The following is a 15,465-nucleotide window of genomic DNA, read 5'->3' on the forward strand; positions in this document are numbered from 1 at the left end:
ATTGAGAAAGAAATGCCAATCGTGGCAATGGAATGGCAACCGTGCAAATCACCGGGTTTCGCATTCGCTGGGCGGTAGCTCGGGTTGGCAGCGGTGTTGGTCGTTATTTTCTTATGTAAAGAATTACATATTCATTGTAACTATATGATTTAAAAGTATTTATATTCTATTTTCTGACATGGAAGGGAGGGTCTGGCGGGCGTTTTAGCTGGGTTCCGGGCTGCCGGATTGCGACACCATCGCCCCCCACGGGGGATCACGGAGTTTTCTTCGTTCAGATTCTCATGATGTGTTCTCAACTATAAGATTTTAAAGGATTTTATTTTTTCAGCTGGAGGTGTCGATAGTTCTGCCAGGCGAAGGAGTAGCTTGGTAAGCTGTAGCTTCCCATCCCACGAAGGAGATCGGCCATGAACGGTCTCAAGAGCCTCGCGGTGATCATCTGCTGTGCCCTGAGCGCGCCGACGCTGGCGCAGAAATTTTCCGGGCAGGAGGTTCAGCCGCAGTACCAACCGCGCTATCAGACCCAGCCTCAGTGGCAGTCGCCACCGCCGGTGCAGCGGATTTATGTCAGCCCGGGCGCGAATGGGAGCGTCGAAAGCTCATCCAGTTGGCAACGCTATGACGGTTATGGTGGCGTGCAGGTGCCGCGCGGGTACGGTGAGACGCGCTCCGGCACGGTGATCATCGATCAGGGCAGTGGCGGCGTCCGGCAGAGCATCGAGTATCCCAACGGCGCGGTGTACCCACGCGGTAACGGCTATTACCAGCAGCAGTGAGCGGATTCAGTCCAGCGGATCGTCGCGGGTCAGTCGGGATTTGCGCAGGCCGCCGTGGCTATAGAACAACCCGGTATCGCCGCGCCAATGGAAGAGTGTTGCCAGGAAGGCGGAGCTGACCCGGCCCACATCCCAACTGCGGAGTTTGCGGTAGGCCCAGAGCCAGTTGTCATCGGAAGATGCGTCGCGCATGGAATCGTCCTTGATTCGGCAAGCGGAAAGGAAAAAGTGCATGGACAGTAGTGCGAGCCAGAGCCCTTCGCAAGTCGCTGCTCCCGCACCACCATCCTGCGAAAACTCCCGTGTCAGGCGGTGCTGAGCGCCCGGGACTCTTCGACATACTCCTTCAACCAGCGCAGTACCTCGACCGCGTCCCAGCGGCTGGGGTCGAACATCGCATAGGCTTGACCCTGGTAGCCGACCACGTCCAGGGGGCGGTGATAGCCGGCCCGCTGAAGGAGGGCTTCGATTTCCGCGAAGCACACGTTGAAGTGGGTACGGCTGAACGGCGTCTTGCCTTCGGTAACCAGGCCCTCCAGGGTCAATTCCTCCACGGCTTCGCGCACTTCCTCGATGGCCATGTGGTTCACGGTGTACTTCAGCTGATGGATGCTGACCATCGCTTGCTCCTCAATGGGCGGCGGGCCCATGCCCTTGTTGCGAGGTGATCGACTAAGCCAATGGACTGCGGCCATTCGTCGAGGTTTAGAAAATTTTCGCAAAATACTGTATGCATGAACAGTATTTTGTCGCTAGTATCTTTCTCGCTGGCTGACAGAAACCCGGAAGTGCCCGAAACACTAGCGGTGGCGGGCATCCTTCGAAGAAGAGGAGCGATTGGCGATGCTGCAGAAACTGATGCTGTGCGCAGGTCTGGCGATGCTGGTGGGGTGCGCCGAGCCGCCGACGGATGTACCGCGTGCCAATGGCGCCTACCTCATCATCGAGGGCAAGGAGGCCTGGGCGGTGCTGGTGGCCGACGGCAAGCGCACCGAAGAGCGCGGCACCGTGCGCGACGCCATCCGCCTGCCGAAGGATCGCTCGGCAATCGCTGCCAGCTATGTCATCGACACGCCGAACTGCGGCCGCCTGCAATGGCTGACAGAAAGCGAGGGCGACGCCACTGTGCGCCTGACTTCCCAGGGCGAAGCGCCGGATCTGTCGGCGTGCCGCATCAGCGGCGGCTTGAGCCGCGCCTGGACGACGCTGGATTACTCCAGCTGAGGCAAACTCGAACAAATTGTGTCCATCGGCCCAGCTTTCACGTTTTTTTCACGTCCCGGGGCGGAGGATCAAAACCAGCTAAGGGATTAGCTCCCCATCGAAAGCCCGCTTGATCGCGGGCTTTTTATTGCCTGTCGACAAAGGTCGGCTCGCCTGCGTGGCGCTTGCCGGCTAAGGTCAGTGCCTTGGAGATGGCGGAGATAGACATGCAGCGTGTTCTTGCGGAACAACTATGGACGGCATTGGCGGGCCACGCCGATCGTCTGAGCTATCTTGCCTTCCGGGGTGAAGGCGCCTTGCCTTCGGCGTTTTGCGTCACCGATCTCGCCGCAGCCAGTATCGCGTGTGCGGGACTGGCGCTGAGCGAATGGTTGGAGCCCGAGGTCGGCGTCGCCTCCTCGATGGTGATAGATCGCCGCCTGGCTTCGTTCTGGTTCTCTTCCTCTCTGCGTGCCCAGGGCTGGACTCCTCCGGACCTGTGGGACGCCATCGCCGGCAACTACCGCACGCGCGACGGTTGGATTCGCCTGCACACCAATGCGCCTCACCATCGTGCCGCCGCGCTCAGGGTCCTGGGTGTGGGCAATGATCGTGGCCAGGTCACCGATGCCGTCTCCGGCTGGTCGGCTGGAGACCTGGAGCTGGCGGTGGTGCAGGAGGGCGGCTGCGCGGCTCAGATGCGTTCGTGGGACGCATGGAAGCAACATCCGCAAGGCATTGCCGTGGCCCGTGAGTCACTCGTGTTGCGCGATCTGCAACTCACCTCGGCGCCCTCGCTGGATCTGCGCGTCGATCGTGAGCGTCCTTTGGCGGGTCTGCGGGTGCTGGATTTGACCCGTGTGCTCGCCGGTCCTATCGCCACACGCTTTCTTGCCGGCTTCGGCGCGGAAGTGCTGCGCATCGATCCGCCGGACTGGGATGAGCCCGGCGTGATTCCGGAAGTCTCGCTGGGTAAACGCTGCGCGCGGCTCGACTTGCATCTACCTGACGACCGGGAACGCTTCCGGTCGCTATTGGCCGGCGCCGACGTCCTCGTCCATGGCTACCGGGCCGATGCGCTGGAGCGCCTGGGCTTCGGTGCGGACGTGCGCCGAGCCATCGCGCCGGGGCTGGTGGATGTCAGCCTGAATGCATACGGGTGGTCCGGCCCCTGGAGCGAGCGGCGTGGTTTCGACAGCCTGGTGCAGATGAGTGGCGGAATCGCCGCTGCGGGTAGCGTCTGGGCGGGGGACGAGAAGCCCGTGCCGCTGCCCGTGCAGGCGCTGGATCATGCCACTGGCTATCTGATTGCCGCCGCTGCGCTGCGCGGGTTGGCTGAACGGCGCCGCAGCGGGCGCGGCAGTCGCTGGCGCCTGTCGTTGGCAAGGACTGCGCAGTGCTTGTTGGAGGCTGGTCCGCAACCATTGGGCGCGGCGGAGTTGGCGGCGGAAACCATTGCTGACCTGGCCGCCGGTATCGAGTCGACCCCGTGGGGCCTTGCGCGACGCCTGCGCCCACCGCTGCAGGTGGCTGGCTCGCCGCTTTACTGGGAGCTGCCGGCAGCCGAGCTGGGCTCGGCGCCGGCGCAGTGGCAGCCGATCAGCCGCGATTGACCTGGAACGCTTCGCCGGTGGCGAAGAAAGCGCCGCCGGCCTGGTAGTGGATAGTGCGCAGGTCGTCGCTGGGGAAGTGCCAGCGGCCATTGGAGAACGCGCGCTCGTCGGCGTAGGCCGCGACGACCTCGGCGATGAACAGGTCGTACTTCTGCTGGTTGTGCGGTTCGCTGATCACCTTGCATTCCAGGTAGGCCACGCAGCCTTCGACGACCGGCGCGTCGATCTGCCGTGCCCGCGCGGTGCGGATATCCAGGCTTTCGAACTTGTTGCCCTCGCCGCCATTGCTCGAACCTACCGCCAGGGTCAGCTCGGCCTGCTGGCGCGTCGGCAATTGAATGACGAAGGCGCCGGAGCCCTCCACCAGATGGCGCGACCAGGTATTGCGGTCAAGCACCAGCATCAGCTTGGGGGGATCGAAGTCCAGCGGCATGACCCAGGCGGCAGCCATCACGTTGGCGACGCCGTCGTGCTCGCTGGTGACGATGGTGCTCGGGCCGTGGTTGAGCAGCAGGTAGGCCTTGTTCAGCGGCACGTCTTTCAGGTGGTTCATCGAAGATTCCTCAGGGCCGGATCAGAGCAGCAGGCCATCCACCGGTTTGAGCGGCTCGGGCAGCTCAGTCTCGCCAAGGATTTCCAGCACGGCGATTTCCAGGTTGCGGCTCATGGCGTCCAGCGGCAGGTCGTTGGGTTGGGTGTCGAACGGGTCGGCGATCTGGTCGCCCAGGGCGTCCAGGCCGAAGAAGGTGTAGGCCAGCACGCACACCGCCAGCGGGGTGAACCAGCCGATGCTGTCCACCAGGCAGAAGGGCAGCAGGAAGCAGTAGACGTGCACGATGCGGTGCAGCATCAGGATGTAGGGGTAGGGAATCGGCGTGTTGCTGATCCGTTCGCAGCCGCCCAGCACGTAGGACAGGCGAGTCATCTGCTGGTCGATGGCGGTCAGGTTGACGTCGCTGGCGCCGGCGGCACGGCCGCGGTCGGCAAATGCTTGTCCAAGGTGCGCGAGCAGGACGTTGCTCGGGTTGCGGCTGGCAACCAGTGCGGCAGCTTCGTTGCCCAGCAGGCGTTTCACGTCGTCGCTTTGCGGGTCGCCGCGCAGTTGGTCACGCAGGGTATAGCCGAAGGCGATCAGCGGATTGCACAGCTGGCGGCGGCCGTCTGCGTTGAGGTTCGGCAGGAGCGAGCGTGTCTGCCGCGCCAGGTTGCGTGTCACGATCAGCAGCTCGCCCCAGAGTGTGCGCGCCTCCCAGAAGCGCTGGTAGGCGACGTTGTTGCGAAAGCCCAGGAAGATCGCCAGCGTCAGGCCCCAGAGGGTGAAGGGCGTAGAGGTGATGATCACTTTGTAGTGGTAGAGCGTGCCGTGGGTCGCTACTACCAGGGAGCTGAGCAACACCGTGTAGAGCACCTTGCGCCAGATCGCCGGGATGATCGATCCCTTGAGGGAGAACAGCAGGACCCAGAGTGTCGGGGTTTGCGGGCGAAGGATCATGCGGCGGCATCCGGTGGGGCGGAGCGCGCATGATAGCCGAGATAGGCGGTTTGCAACGACGCGATGGCTGTTTGGATAAGCGCTGTCGTAGGAGCTGATCTTATCCGCGATCCGTGGTTACCCTTGGCTACGTGCGTCAAGGATAACAACAGGAACCGCTGCGCGGTTCATCGCGGACAAGGTCCGCTCCTACGAAAGTCGGATCAGCCTTGTTGGTACAGCTTGACGATGGCCGAGAAGTCCAGCTGGCCGTTGCCCTGGTTGCTGAAGGTCTGGAACAGCTGCTGGGCCAACGCACCGAGCAGCACCGGTTGGCGGATCTGCCGCGCGGCCTCGCTGGCCAGGCCCAGGTCCTTGAGCATCAGGTCGGTGCCGAAGCCGCCGCTGTAGCCGCGCGCCGCCGGCGCGCCGGTAAGCGGGTTGTTGATCTCCGACGCCCAGCAGCGGCCGCTGGAGGTGTTGATGATGCCGGCCAGCACTTCGGCGTCCATGCCCAGCTTCACGCCCAGGGACATGGCTTCCGCCACGCCGATCATGGAGATACCCAGCAGCAGGTTGTTCGCCACCTTGGCCACCTGGCCGTTGCCGGCGCCACCGCAGTGCACGATGTTCTTGCCCATGGCGGCCAGCACCGGGCGCGCGCGTTCGAAATCGGCCTGCTCGCCGCCCACCATGAAGGTCAGGGTACCGGCCGCAGCGCCAGCGGTACCACCGGAGACTGGCGCATCCAGCATGGGGTTGCCGTGGGTGAGGGCGGCAGCGGAGACCTCGCGGGCGTTCAGTGGGTCGATGGTGGAGGAGTCGATCAGCAGCACGCCGGGCTGCACGTTGGCCAGCAGGCCATCGTCGCCGAGGAATACCTGTTTCACGTGGGCCGCGGCGGGCAGCATGGTGATGATCACTTCGACATCGTCGCGCGCCACTTCAGCGGGCGAGGCCAGCGCGCGGGCGCCCAGCGCGACGGCCGCTTCTACGGCCTTGGCGGAAAGATCGAAGACGCTCAGGTCGAAGCCAGCCTTGAGCAGGTTGGCGGCCATGGGGCCGCCCATGTTGCCGAGTCCGATGAAACCGATGCGCATGGGGATTTCCTCTTCTTCTTGTACGGGAGCGCCCTGGCGAGCGAGGCGCGGAAAGGGTGCCCGCCCGCGTGGTGCCTGGTCCGGACCAGCATCCTTGCTGAAGTCCGGGGCGGCTCGGGGCAGGCGGGCGGGCAGGGCTGCTTACATGACTAACGGAGATTGATGGTGGTGTTCACCGCACCGCCGACTTCGTTCTCGTCGAACCAGCGTTCGGTGACGGTCTTGGTCTGGGTGTAGAACTGCACCACCTGCTTGCCGTACGGGCCGAGGTCGCCCAGCTTGGAGCCGCGCGAACCAGTGAAGGAGAACAGCGGCACCGGTACCGGGATCGGCACGTTGATGCCCACCTGGCCGACGTCGATCTCTTCCTTGAAATGCCGCGCAGCGGCGCCCGAACGGGTGAACAGCGCGGTGCCGTTACCGTTGGGGTTGGCGTTGATCAGTTCGATGGCCTCGTCGAAGGTCTTCACCGACACCACGCAGAGCACCGGGCCGAAGATTTCCTCGCGGTAGATGGTCATCTGCGGGGTGACGCCGGAGAACACGGTCGGGCCGACGAAGTTGCCCTTGGCGTAGCCGCTCACCTGCGGATTGCGGCCGTCCAGTTCCAGCTTGGCGCCTTCCTGGGTGCCGCGCTCGATCAGGCCGCTGACGCGATCCAGCGCCGCGCAGGAAACCAGCGGACCGACGTCGGTGTTGGCCTCGGTGCCACCGCTCACTTTCAGGGTCTTGGCCTTGGCCACCAGGTCGGGAATCCACTCATTGGCCTCGCCCACCAGGATCGCCACCGACACCGCCATGCAGCGCTGCCCGGCGGCACCGAAGGACGCGCCGGCGATGGCGTTGAGGGTCTGCTCCTTGTTCGCGTCGGGCAGGACCACGGCGTGGTTCTTCGCGCCCATCATGCACTGCACGCGCTTGCCGGCCAGCGAGGCTCGGTTGTAGACGTGGGTGCCGACACGGGTCGAACCGACGAAGGAAACGGCCTTGATGTCCGGGTGATCGCAGATGGCGTTGACCACGTCCGGGCCGCCATGGATGACGTTGAGCACGCCCGGCGGCACGCCGGCTTCATGGGCCAGTTCGACCAGGTGCATGGTCACCATCGGGTCCTGTTCGGAGGGCTTGAGGACGAAGGTGTTGCCGGTGGCGATGGCCATCGGGAACATCCACAGCGGGATCATCGCCGGGAAGTTGAAGGGGGTGATGCCGGCGCACACGCCGATGGGCTGCAGGATCGTGAAGGTATCCACGCCGCCAGCCACGTTGTTGGCCAGTTCGCCCAGTTGCAGGTTGCCGATGGCGGAGGCGTGCTCGACCACTTCCAGGCCGCGGAACACGTCGCCTTCGGCGTCGGGCAGGGTCTTGCCCTGTTCGGCGGTGAGGATGGCCGCCAGCTCCTTCATGTTTTCGCGAATCAGTTGCTGGTACTTGAGGAAGATCCGTGCGCGGGCGCCGATGGGCGTCTTCTTCCAGGTCTTGAATGCGGCCTTGGCGCTGGCCACCGCGCGATCGACTTCCTCGGGCGTGGCGAAGGGCACGCGGGCGAGGACTTCCTGGGTGGCGGGGTTGATCACGTCGCGCCATTCGGAGGTGGTGGACTCGACGGGCTTGCCGTCGAGGAAGAGTTTGACGGTCGGGACGGCAGGTGCGGTCATCGGGGTTCTCCCAGCCTGTAGGCTTTGTTCTTGTGTGGTCCGATCCTAACAGTGCATTTTTGATGTGCTCAATGCGGTGATGTGCAAGTATGGTCTGCATTTTTGCAGATAGAGAGCGCACATTGAGGCGCGTATGGACTGGGACAACCTGCGTTTCTTCCTCGAGCTTTCCCGCGCTGGCAAGCTCACCGTCGCCGCGCGGCGTCTGGGTGTGGACCACACCACGGTGGCCCGCCGCCTGCAGGCGCTGGAGAAGAGCATCGGCGCACAGCTGCTGGTACGCGAACCCGCCGGCTATCGGCTGACCGAAGCCGGCCACGGCCTGTTGCCCCAGGCGGAGGCGATGGAAAGTGCCTGCAAGGTGATCGAGAAACGCCTGGCCGGCGCCGAGGACAATCTCTCCGGCAAGGTGCGCATCGGCGCCACCGAGGGCTACGGCTCGACGCTGCTGACGTCACAGCTGGTGGAGCTGAACCAGCGCCACCCGCACCTGGGCGTCGACCTGCTGGCGGTGCCGCGTGCGCTGCAGCTGTCGCGCCATGAGGCGGACATCGTTATCACCCTGGAGCGCCCCGGCCGCGGGCCCTACATCATTACCCGGCTGACCGATTACGTACTGCGTCTTTACGCCTCGAAGGACTACCTGGCCGAACGCGGGCCGATCCGCACGCGCGACGACCTGCGCGAGCACGCGCTGGTGGGCTACGTCGACGACCTGCTGTACAGCAAGGAGCTGCAATACCTCGACGAGATCGGCCGGCCGCTGCACATGGCATTGCGCTGCACCAGCATCCTGGCCCAGCAGCGGGCGGTATCGGAGGGCGCCGGGCTGGCGATCCTCCCGGCGTTCGCGGCGAGCGAGGACCCGTCGCTGCAGCCGGTGCTGGCGGACGAGATCGAGTTCGTGCGGACGTTCTGGATGCTGATGCCCACGGAGCTCAAGGACATCGCGCGGATGCGCACCACCTGGGATTTCCTGCGGGAGAAGGCGGAGGGGAGTCAGGAAGTATTGATGGGGCGGGCAGGGTAGCGTGGGGGCATCAGGCGTGCGTTGCACGCCATTCGCGGAGAAGCTCCGCTCCTACGGGCCTTTCCCTGTAGGAGCGGATCTTATCCGCGAAATCCCCCACGCCTTCCAGAACCGCGCGTTCTACCGAACCCGCCGTGATGATTTGGTCATGAGCCTACGCCGGAACGCTTTGGCTCCTGCACCCAGCAGAATGTCTGACCTACAAGGAAAACGGGCGGCCCATGGGCCGCCCGTTTCGTCTTGCCTGTAGGAGCGAGCTTGCTCGCTACTACAGGGCGATATTGCGTCAGGCCAGACCGACGTAAAGGTTCTGCACGTCGTCGTTGCCGTCCAGGGCATCGAGGAAGGCTTCGACTTCCTCCAGCTCCGCGCCGGACAGGCTTACCGGGTTCTTCGCCTTGTAGCCGAGCTTGGCCGAGGCAACGGTGAAACCGTGCTCGGGCAGGGCGCGGCAGACGGTGTCCAGGTCGGTGGAGTCGGTGAGGAACAGGGTGTCGCCGTCTTCCTCGCCCGGCTCGAAGTCCTGGGCGCCGGCTTCAATGGCGGCCAGTTCCGGGTCGGCGTCAGCGCTGGCCGGGGTGGCCTCGACCAGGCCCAGGTAATCGAAGTCCCAGGCTACCGAGCCGGAAGCGCCGAGCTGGCCCTTGCGGAACAGCACGCGGATTTCCGCGACGGTGCGGTTCACGTTGTCAGTCAGGCACTCGACGATCACCGGCACGCGGTGCGGGGCGAAGCCTTCGTAGACCACGCGCTCGAAGGTGGCGCCGCCATCCAGCAGGCCGGCGCCTTTCTTGATCGCGCGCTCCAGGGTGTCGCGGGGCATGGAGGCCTTCTTCGCCTGCTCGACGACCAGGCGCAGCTTCGGGTTCATGTCCGGGTCGGCGCCGTTGCGCGCGGCGATCATGATTTCCTTCGACAGTTTGCCGAACACGCGGCCCTTGGCGTTGGCTGCGGCTTCTTTATGTTTGGCTTTCCACTGGGCGCCCATAGTGATCTCTTGCTGGCGGTTGCTGATGGGCGGCAAGTCTAAGGCCTCGCGCGGGCTCTGGCGATATTTGCGGCGATATCCGGCGGATCAGCGCTCCGCCGGTACCGCGAACACCGCGCTGGCCTGGGCCACCACTTTGTCGCCCACCGACAGCAGCGCATTGGCGAAAGCCATCTGCCTGCCGCGCCGGCTGTGCAGCAGGCGGATGCTCAGCCAGTCGCCGACCTGGGCGCTGGAGACGTAGTCCAGGGTCAGGCTGGCGGTGACCAGCGGCTGCGGCGGCTGGCTGGAGAACGCCATGGCGTAACCCATGCCGATGTCCGCCAGGGTGGCGAGGATGCCGCCGTGGACGCCGCCACGGCTGTTGGTGTGGCGTTCGTCCAGCAACAGGCCCAGCTCCAGCGAATCGCCTTCGCCACGCACCAGGAAGGGACCGAGCAGGTCCAGCAGTGGGTTGCGCCGTTGCAGCGGCTGGAAACCCTCGGGATAGCCCAGATCGGCGAAAGCGTTCATTGCCAGCCTCCGGTGTGCTGCTGCAGCACGGCGCGCACGGTTTCGATCACCCGTTGCGGCACCTGGTAGTCCGGGTGCGCGCGGAACACTGCCGCCGCGTCGGCCAGGCGGGTCAGGGCAAGCAGTTCGCTTTCGGCTTTGCGGGTATCGTTCACGCCGGCCGGCAGGGCCAGCGCCTGACGCTCGCAGGAGCAGGGCGCCTGGGGATTCACCAGCCCGCAATGCCGGTGCATGAACTCATCCAGTCGCTGGCGCGCCCGCGACAGGCGCTTGCGGTAGGTCGCCGGTTCGACCTCCAGCACCGCGGCGGCGGTTTCCGAATCCAGGCCGAAGGCGATGTCGAGCACGTAGGCCAGTCGCTGTTCACGCTCCAGGCACATCAGCATGCCCTGGGTGCAGGCCAGCGCGATGCGTTCGGCGGCCAGCTTGTCCGCCGGTTCCAGCGGTCGGTCGTTGGCCTCGGCCAGGCGCAGGCCCAGATCAAGCTTGTCCGCCAGGGCTTCGAGGGACACGGTTGGCGCTTCGCGGACCTTGGTGCGCGCCGTCAGCAGCGCATTGCTGGCAATGCGGAAGGCCCAGGTGGAGAACTGGCTGTCGCCACGGAAGCTGGCGAGGTGGGTGGTGATGCGCAGGAGGATTTCCTGGCTGGCGTCCTGGGCGTCTTCGCGGCGGCCGAGCATGCGCAGGGCGAGGTTGTAGACCGGCGCCTGCAAGGCCAGCAACAGTGCGTCGAGGGCAGCGGGTTCGCCCTGCTGGGCACGTTGCAGTTGCTCGGGTTCGATGGCTGGGAATTTCACGGTGTCCTCCTGACGTGGCCGGGGAAATTCCGGCTCTTCTTCCTTGGACTCGGCGTCCGCAAGTTTTGTGACCGCCCTCAGCCCTGCTGGGAAAGAAAAGCGTACAGCCGCTCATCCAGGGAATGTGCCACGTTGAAGCGCATCCACGGCACACTGCGGCCATCGGGCATGAACAGTTGGCCAGGGAACAGCAGGATCTTCGCCTCCTTGGCGCGGCTGGCGAGCAGGGTGGCGTCGTCCACCGCGCGGTGCCGGGCCCAGAGGAACAACCCGGCGCGGGGCTCGTGGAAGATTTCCAGGCCGGCCGCTTCCAGACGCCGCGCCACGCTGTCGTGGGCTTCGCCAAGCTGGTCGCGCAACTGGCGCACGTGCTTGCGGTGGCGGCCTTGCAGGAGGATGTCCAGGGCCAGGGTTTCGGTGAGTTCCGAGCTGGTCAGGCCGCTGACCATCTTCAGTGGCACCAGCTCTTCGATCAGCTCCGGGTGGGCGGCAATGAAGCCGGTGCGCAGCGCCGGCGCGATGACTTTCGACAGGCTGCCGATGTAGATCACCCGCGCCAGCTGGTCGAGGTTGGCCAGCAGCATCTGCCCGGCCGGGTCGAGGTCGGCGTAGATATCGTTCTCGACGATCAGGAAATCGTACTTTTCCGCCAGTTGCAGCAGGCGGTGCGCGGCGGCCAGGGACAGGCTGCCGCCGGTGGGGCTCTGCAGGCGCGCCTGGGTGAAGTAGACCTTGGGGCGGTGCTCGCGGGCGAGTTGCTCCAGGCGGTCCAGGTCCAGGCCGTCGGCGCTGCGTGGCACGCCCAGCAGCTGGGCGCCTTGCAGGCGCAGGTTGAGGAACAGGTTGTGGTAGCCGGGTTCGTCCACCAGAACCGGGTCGCCGCGCTGCACCAGGTAGCGCACGGTGAGGTCCAGCGCCTGGCTGGCGCCGGCGGTCAGCAGGATCTGCTCGGGGCTGGCATTCACGCCGGCATCGCCCAGACGGTCGGCGAGCTTGCCGCGCAGCTTCAGGTTGCCCTTGCTGTGGCCGTAGTTGCCGAACTGGGTCGGCTCTTCCCGCGCCAGGCTGCGCAAACCGCGCTGCAGGCCTTCGCCATCGAGCCAGTGTTCCGGCAGCAGGCCGACGCCGGGGCGGATCTCCATGCCCAGTGGCTGGAAGACCTTGTGCAGCAGCAGGTGAGCGTCGAAGTCGAATTCCGTCGGCGCCTCGGCGCTGGCGCTGTCCTCGAGCGCCGGGCCGCGCACGTAGAAGCCGGCATTGGGCACGGCGTTCAGGCAGCCGCGCGCCACCAGCCGGTCGTAGGCCTCGACCACGGTGAAGTGGCTGACGCCATTGGCCTGGGCGAACTTGCGGATCGAGGGCAGCTTGGCGCCTGCGCGCAGGCGCTGCTCGTCGATGGCCTGGGCGATGCCGTCGACGATCTGGGTGACCAGGGGAATGTCCGAGGTGGGGTCGAGCAACAGCATCCGAAGGTCCGATTCTTGTGGGGAAGGATCTGTACAGGTCGGTGGACCATAACAGCACTGCAGATTCTGCAGGGTGCCTGTGCATGGTGCGGGCAGGGCGCGCCCAGCACACTCGGTCCCAGACGGCGGCAATACGCCGCACAGCCTGACAGAACAACAAGGACCACCCGTCATGCGTGACACAGCTTACAACATCGATCCGTCGAGTATTTCCGCCGAAGAGTGGCAGGCCCGCTGCGACCTCGCCGCGCTGTATCGCCTGATCGCGCACTTCCGCTGGACCGACCACATCGACACCCACATCTCCGCGCGGGTGCCGGGCGAGCCGGGCCACTACCTGATCAACCGCTATGGCGTGCTGTTCCACGAAATGCGCGCCTCCGACCTGGTGAAGGTCGACCATGCAGGAGATGTCATCGACCCGCGTTTCGGCCCGAAAAGCGTCAATCGTGCCGGCTTCAACATCCATTCCGCGGTGCACGCCGCCCGTGAAGACGTGGCCTGCGTGATCCACACCCACACCGCCGCCGGCATCGCGGTATCCGCCCAGGAAGACGGCCTGCTGCCGATCAGCCAGCACGCGCTGAAGTTCTATAACCGCCTGGGCTACCACGACTACGAAGGCATCGCCCTGGACCCGGACGAGCGCTCGCGCCTGGTCAACGACCTGGGCAGCCACATGGTGATGATCCTGCGCAACCACGGCCTGCTGGCCACCGGGCGCTGCATCGCCGAAGCCTTCAACCAGATCTACTTCCTCGAACGCGCCTGCCAGGCGCAGGTCCAGGCCCTGGCTGGCGGTCGCCAGTTGCGCTACCCGGCGCCCGCGGTATGCGAACGCGTTGCTGTGCAGGAAGAGGAGGCGCTGGTCGACGGCCTGCACCTGCTGGCCTGGGAGTCGGCGCTGCGCCTGATCGAGGACGGTGAGGCGGTCTACCGCACCTGATCCTGTTATCGTGCCCCGGTCCGCAGAGACCGGGCGCCTGCGTGCTTAACGATCTGCCAACAACAAAGCCAAGAGGTGGAAATGAAGAACCCGATTCTGGGAGCCCTGCTCATGGGCGTGGCGTCCGGCGCCATGGCCGCGGACCTGACCGTGATCTCCTTCGGAGGCACCAGCAAGGACGTGCAGACCGAAGCCTTCTACAAACCCTTCGAGAAAGTGGAAGGGATGAAGGTGATCGCCGGTGAATACAACGGCGAAATGGGCAAGATCAAGGCCATGGTCGATACCGGCAGCGTCAACTGGGACGTGGTCCAGGTCGAAGGCCCGGAACTGCTGCGTGGCTGCGAAGAGGGGCTGTTCGAGCAGCTCGATCCTTCGATCCTGGGCAAGTCCGAGGACTATGTGCCGGGCACCATCTCCGACTGCGGCGCCGGCCTGCTGGTCTGGTCGATGGCCATGGTCTACGACGGCAAGCGCTTCGCCAACGGCCCGACCGGCTGGACGGATTTCTGGGATACGAAGAAATTCCCCGGCAAGCGCTCGCTGCGCAAGGGCGCCAAGTACACCCTGGAGATTGCCCTGCTGGCCGATGGCGTGAAGAAGGAAGACCTGTACAAGGTGCTGGCGACGAAAGAGGGCGTGGACCGCGCCTTCAAGAAGCTCGATGAGATCAAGCCGTCGATCCAGTGGTGGGAGTCCGGCGCGCAGCCGATGCAGTTCATCGCCAGCGGTGATGTGGCCATGAGTACTGCCTACAACGGCCGTGCCTTCGCCGCCCAGGAAGAGGGCGCGCCGATGAAGGTCGTGTGGAATGGCAGCCTCTATGCCATCGACTCCTGGGCGATCCCCAAGGGCAGCCCGAACAAGAAGGCCGCCGAGGACTTCATCGCCTTCTCGCTCAAGCCCGAGCAGCAGAAGATCCACACCGTGAAGCTGGGCTACGGCTCGGTGAACCTGGGCACCACGAAGCTGATCGATCCGAAGCTGGTGGAGCGCCTGAACACCGCGCCGGCAAACCTGGAACAGGCCGTACCGGTGAACTTCGAGTTCTGGGTAGACCACGGCGAGGACCTGGAGCAACGCTTCAACGTGTGGGCGGCGAAGGGCTGACCGGAGCGGCGCGGGTAATACCCCCCGCGCCGCCGAGGGGGAACGTCAGGTCTTCGGCCTGACGTCAGGCAGGTTCGCGAGCACGCTCGCTCCTACAAGGTCGCACCGACTTTTGCCCGTAGGAGCGAGCTTGCTCGCGAATCACTTCCTGCCGCTGTAGCCGTCAAACCTTGCGCCACACACTCGCCAGCCACGGCTGCTGCTCGCGCGGCAGCCCGGCGGGTCGGTAGTAGTGTTCCAGTTCGCGGAATCCTGCGTCTTCCAGCAGGCGCGTCCAGTTTTCCAGGTCGTGGTACGAGCCATAACGCCCCGCGTTCCAGCCTTCCTGGTTGTCGCCGCGCGGGTTGGAGCTGAACAGCACGCCACCCGGTTTCAGTGCGCCATGCAGTTGGCGCAGCACGCGTGGCAGCTCTGCGCGCGGGACGTGGAACAGGCTGGCATTGGCGTAGATGCCGTCGAAGCGCGCGGAGGGCAGGTCGAGGGCCAGGAAGTCCTGCTGCCAGACCTCGCAGCCGCTGGCTTCGCGAGCCATGGCGACGAAGCTTGCGCAACCGTCCAGGCCGACCGGGGCATGTCCCATGTCGCGGAATACGCACAGGTCGCGCCCCGGACCGCAGCCGAAGTCGAGCAGGGCGAACGGCGCGTCGCCCTGGATGTGCCGCAGCAGGGCAGCGATGTTCTGTGTCACGTCATGGTCCCAGGTGCCGTCGCGGAAGGCTTCGGCGCGCTCCTGGTAATGCTGCAGGGTCACTTGGGTGATGGCGCGCAGGTTCGGGTCTTCGGTGCTCATG

General features: G+C 65.1%; 17 protein-coding genes. 6 read left to right on the top strand and 11 right to left on the bottom strand.

Translation table 11 applies throughout. The features are described 5' to 3' along the window. Nucleotides 1-410: 410 nt before the first annotated feature. Nucleotides 411-779, top strand: a complete 369-nt coding sequence (locus JVX91_RS18325) for a hypothetical protein (RefSeq protein WP_205335599.1) — start codon at nucleotides 411-413, stop codon at nucleotides 777-779. A gap of 6 nt (nucleotides 780-785) precedes the next feature. On the opposite strand, the gene JVX91_RS18330 is transcribed toward JVX91_RS18325, so the two are convergent. Both JVX91_RS18330 and JVX91_RS18335 read right to left on the bottom strand, forming a co-directional pair. Next, complete coding sequence (locus JVX91_RS18330) at nucleotides 786-971, bottom strand: hypothetical protein (protein WP_205335600.1); 186 nt, start codon at nucleotides 969-971, stop codon at nucleotides 786-788. A gap of 113 nt (nucleotides 972-1,084) precedes the next feature. Then, nucleotides 1,085-1,399, bottom strand: a complete 315-nt coding sequence (locus JVX91_RS18335; RefSeq protein WP_205335601.1) for a transcriptional regulator — start codon at nucleotides 1,397-1,399, stop codon at nucleotides 1,085-1,087. A gap of 223 nt (nucleotides 1,400-1,622) precedes the next feature. Between JVX91_RS18335 and JVX91_RS18340 the strand changes: the two genes are divergently transcribed. Then, the gene (locus JVX91_RS18340; RefSeq protein ID WP_205335602.1) at nucleotides 1,623-2,003 is read left to right on the top strand and encodes a hypothetical protein; all 381 of its coding nucleotides are present in this window, start codon (nucleotides 1,623-1,625) and stop codon (nucleotides 2,001-2,003) included. A gap of 206 nt (nucleotides 2,004-2,209) precedes the next feature. Beyond that, nucleotides 2,210-3,595 carry a CoA transferase gene (locus JVX91_RS18345; RefSeq protein ID WP_205335603.1) on the top strand — a complete coding sequence of 462 codons (1,386 nt, stop codon included), beginning with the start codon at nucleotides 2,210-2,212 and terminating at the stop codon, nucleotides 3,593-3,595. On the opposite strand, the gene JVX91_RS18350 is transcribed toward JVX91_RS18345, so the two are convergent. The 4 genes from JVX91_RS18350 to JVX91_RS18365 form a co-directional block, all read right to left on the bottom strand. Further along, nucleotides 3,582-4,148, bottom strand: a complete 567-nt coding sequence (locus JVX91_RS18350; protein WP_205335604.1) for a flavin reductase family protein — start codon at nucleotides 4,146-4,148, stop codon at nucleotides 3,582-3,584. The two genes, JVX91_RS18345 and JVX91_RS18350, sit on opposite strands and share 14 nt — an antisense overlap. 21 nt (nucleotides 4,149-4,169) lie before the next feature. Then, nucleotides 4,170-5,087, bottom strand: a complete 918-nt coding sequence (locus JVX91_RS18355; protein ID WP_205335605.1) for a bestrophin family protein — start codon at nucleotides 5,085-5,087, stop codon at nucleotides 4,170-4,172. 203 nt (nucleotides 5,088-5,290) lie between these two features. Beyond that, the gene (gene mmsB, locus JVX91_RS18360) at nucleotides 5,291-6,166 is read right to left on the bottom strand and encodes a 3-hydroxyisobutyrate dehydrogenase (protein ID WP_205335606.1); all 876 of its coding nucleotides are present in this window, start codon (nucleotides 6,164-6,166) and stop codon (nucleotides 5,291-5,293) included. Nucleotides 6,167-6,315: 149 nt separating this feature from the next. Next, complete coding sequence (locus tag JVX91_RS18365) at nucleotides 6,316-7,824, bottom strand: CoA-acylating methylmalonate-semialdehyde dehydrogenase (RefSeq protein ID WP_205335607.1); 1,509 nt, start codon at nucleotides 7,822-7,824, stop codon at nucleotides 6,316-6,318. A gap of 133 nt (nucleotides 7,825-7,957) precedes the next feature. Here JVX91_RS18365 and JVX91_RS18370 point away from each other — a divergent pair, with 133 nt between their 5' ends. Further along, nucleotides 7,958-8,854 carry a LysR family transcriptional regulator gene (locus JVX91_RS18370; protein ID WP_205335608.1) on the top strand — a complete coding sequence of 299 codons (897 nt, stop codon included), beginning with the start codon at nucleotides 7,958-7,960 and terminating at the stop codon, nucleotides 8,852-8,854. A 286-nt stretch (nucleotides 8,855-9,140) separates the two neighbouring features. Here the strand turns inward: JVX91_RS18370 and JVX91_RS18375 are convergent, their stop codons facing one another. The 4 genes from JVX91_RS18375 to JVX91_RS18390 all read right to left on the bottom strand — a co-directional run bounded on the left by JVX91_RS18375 (nucleotide 9,141) and on the right by JVX91_RS18390 (nucleotide 12,618). Next, the gene (locus tag JVX91_RS18375; RefSeq protein ID WP_205335609.1) at nucleotides 9,141-9,842 is read right to left on the bottom strand and encodes a YebC/PmpR family DNA-binding transcriptional regulator; all 702 of its coding nucleotides are present in this window, start codon (nucleotides 9,840-9,842) and stop codon (nucleotides 9,141-9,143) included. Nucleotides 9,843-9,929: 87 nt separating this feature from the next. Continuing rightward, complete coding sequence (locus JVX91_RS18380; protein WP_205335610.1) at nucleotides 9,930-10,355, bottom strand: PaaI family thioesterase; 426 nt, start codon at nucleotides 10,353-10,355, stop codon at nucleotides 9,930-9,932. Next, nucleotides 10,352-11,152 (bottom strand): RNA polymerase sigma factor, encoded by an 801-nt coding sequence (locus JVX91_RS18385; RefSeq protein ID WP_205335611.1) that lies wholly within the window; start codon nucleotides 11,150-11,152, stop codon nucleotides 10,352-10,354. Before JVX91_RS18385 ends, JVX91_RS18380 begins: the two co-directional genes overlap by 4 nt. Before the next feature lie 77 nt (nucleotides 11,153-11,229). Further along, nucleotides 11,230-12,618, bottom strand: a complete 1,389-nt coding sequence (locus tag JVX91_RS18390; protein ID WP_205335612.1) for a PLP-dependent aminotransferase family protein — start codon at nucleotides 12,616-12,618, stop codon at nucleotides 11,230-11,232. Nucleotides 12,619-12,790: 172 nt separating this feature from the next. On the opposite strand from JVX91_RS18390, the gene JVX91_RS18395 reads away from it, so the two are divergent. Together JVX91_RS18395 and JVX91_RS18400 are read left to right on the top strand one after the other, a co-directional pair. Then, entirely contained in the window at nucleotides 12,791-13,564 is a 774-nt protein-coding gene (locus JVX91_RS18395) for a class II aldolase/adducin family protein (RefSeq protein WP_024764407.1), read from the top strand. Nucleotides 13,565-13,645: 81 nt separating this feature from the next. Beyond that, a complete protein-coding gene (locus tag JVX91_RS18400) occupies nucleotides 13,646-14,674 on the top strand; it encodes an ABC transporter substrate-binding protein (RefSeq protein WP_205335613.1) in 1,029 nt (342 codons plus the stop codon). A gap of 163 nt (nucleotides 14,675-14,837) precedes the next feature. On the opposite strand, the gene JVX91_RS18405 is transcribed toward JVX91_RS18400, so the two are convergent. After that, complete coding sequence (locus tag JVX91_RS18405) at nucleotides 14,838-15,464, bottom strand: class I SAM-dependent methyltransferase (RefSeq protein WP_205335614.1); 627 nt, start codon at nucleotides 15,462-15,464, stop codon at nucleotides 14,838-14,840. Between the last annotated feature and the right edge of the window lies 1 nt (nucleotide 15,465).

This window comes from Pseudomonas sp. PDNC002 (assembly GCF_016919445.1).
Classification (GTDB): Bacteria; Pseudomonadota; Gammaproteobacteria; order Pseudomonadales; family Pseudomonadaceae; genus Pseudomonas.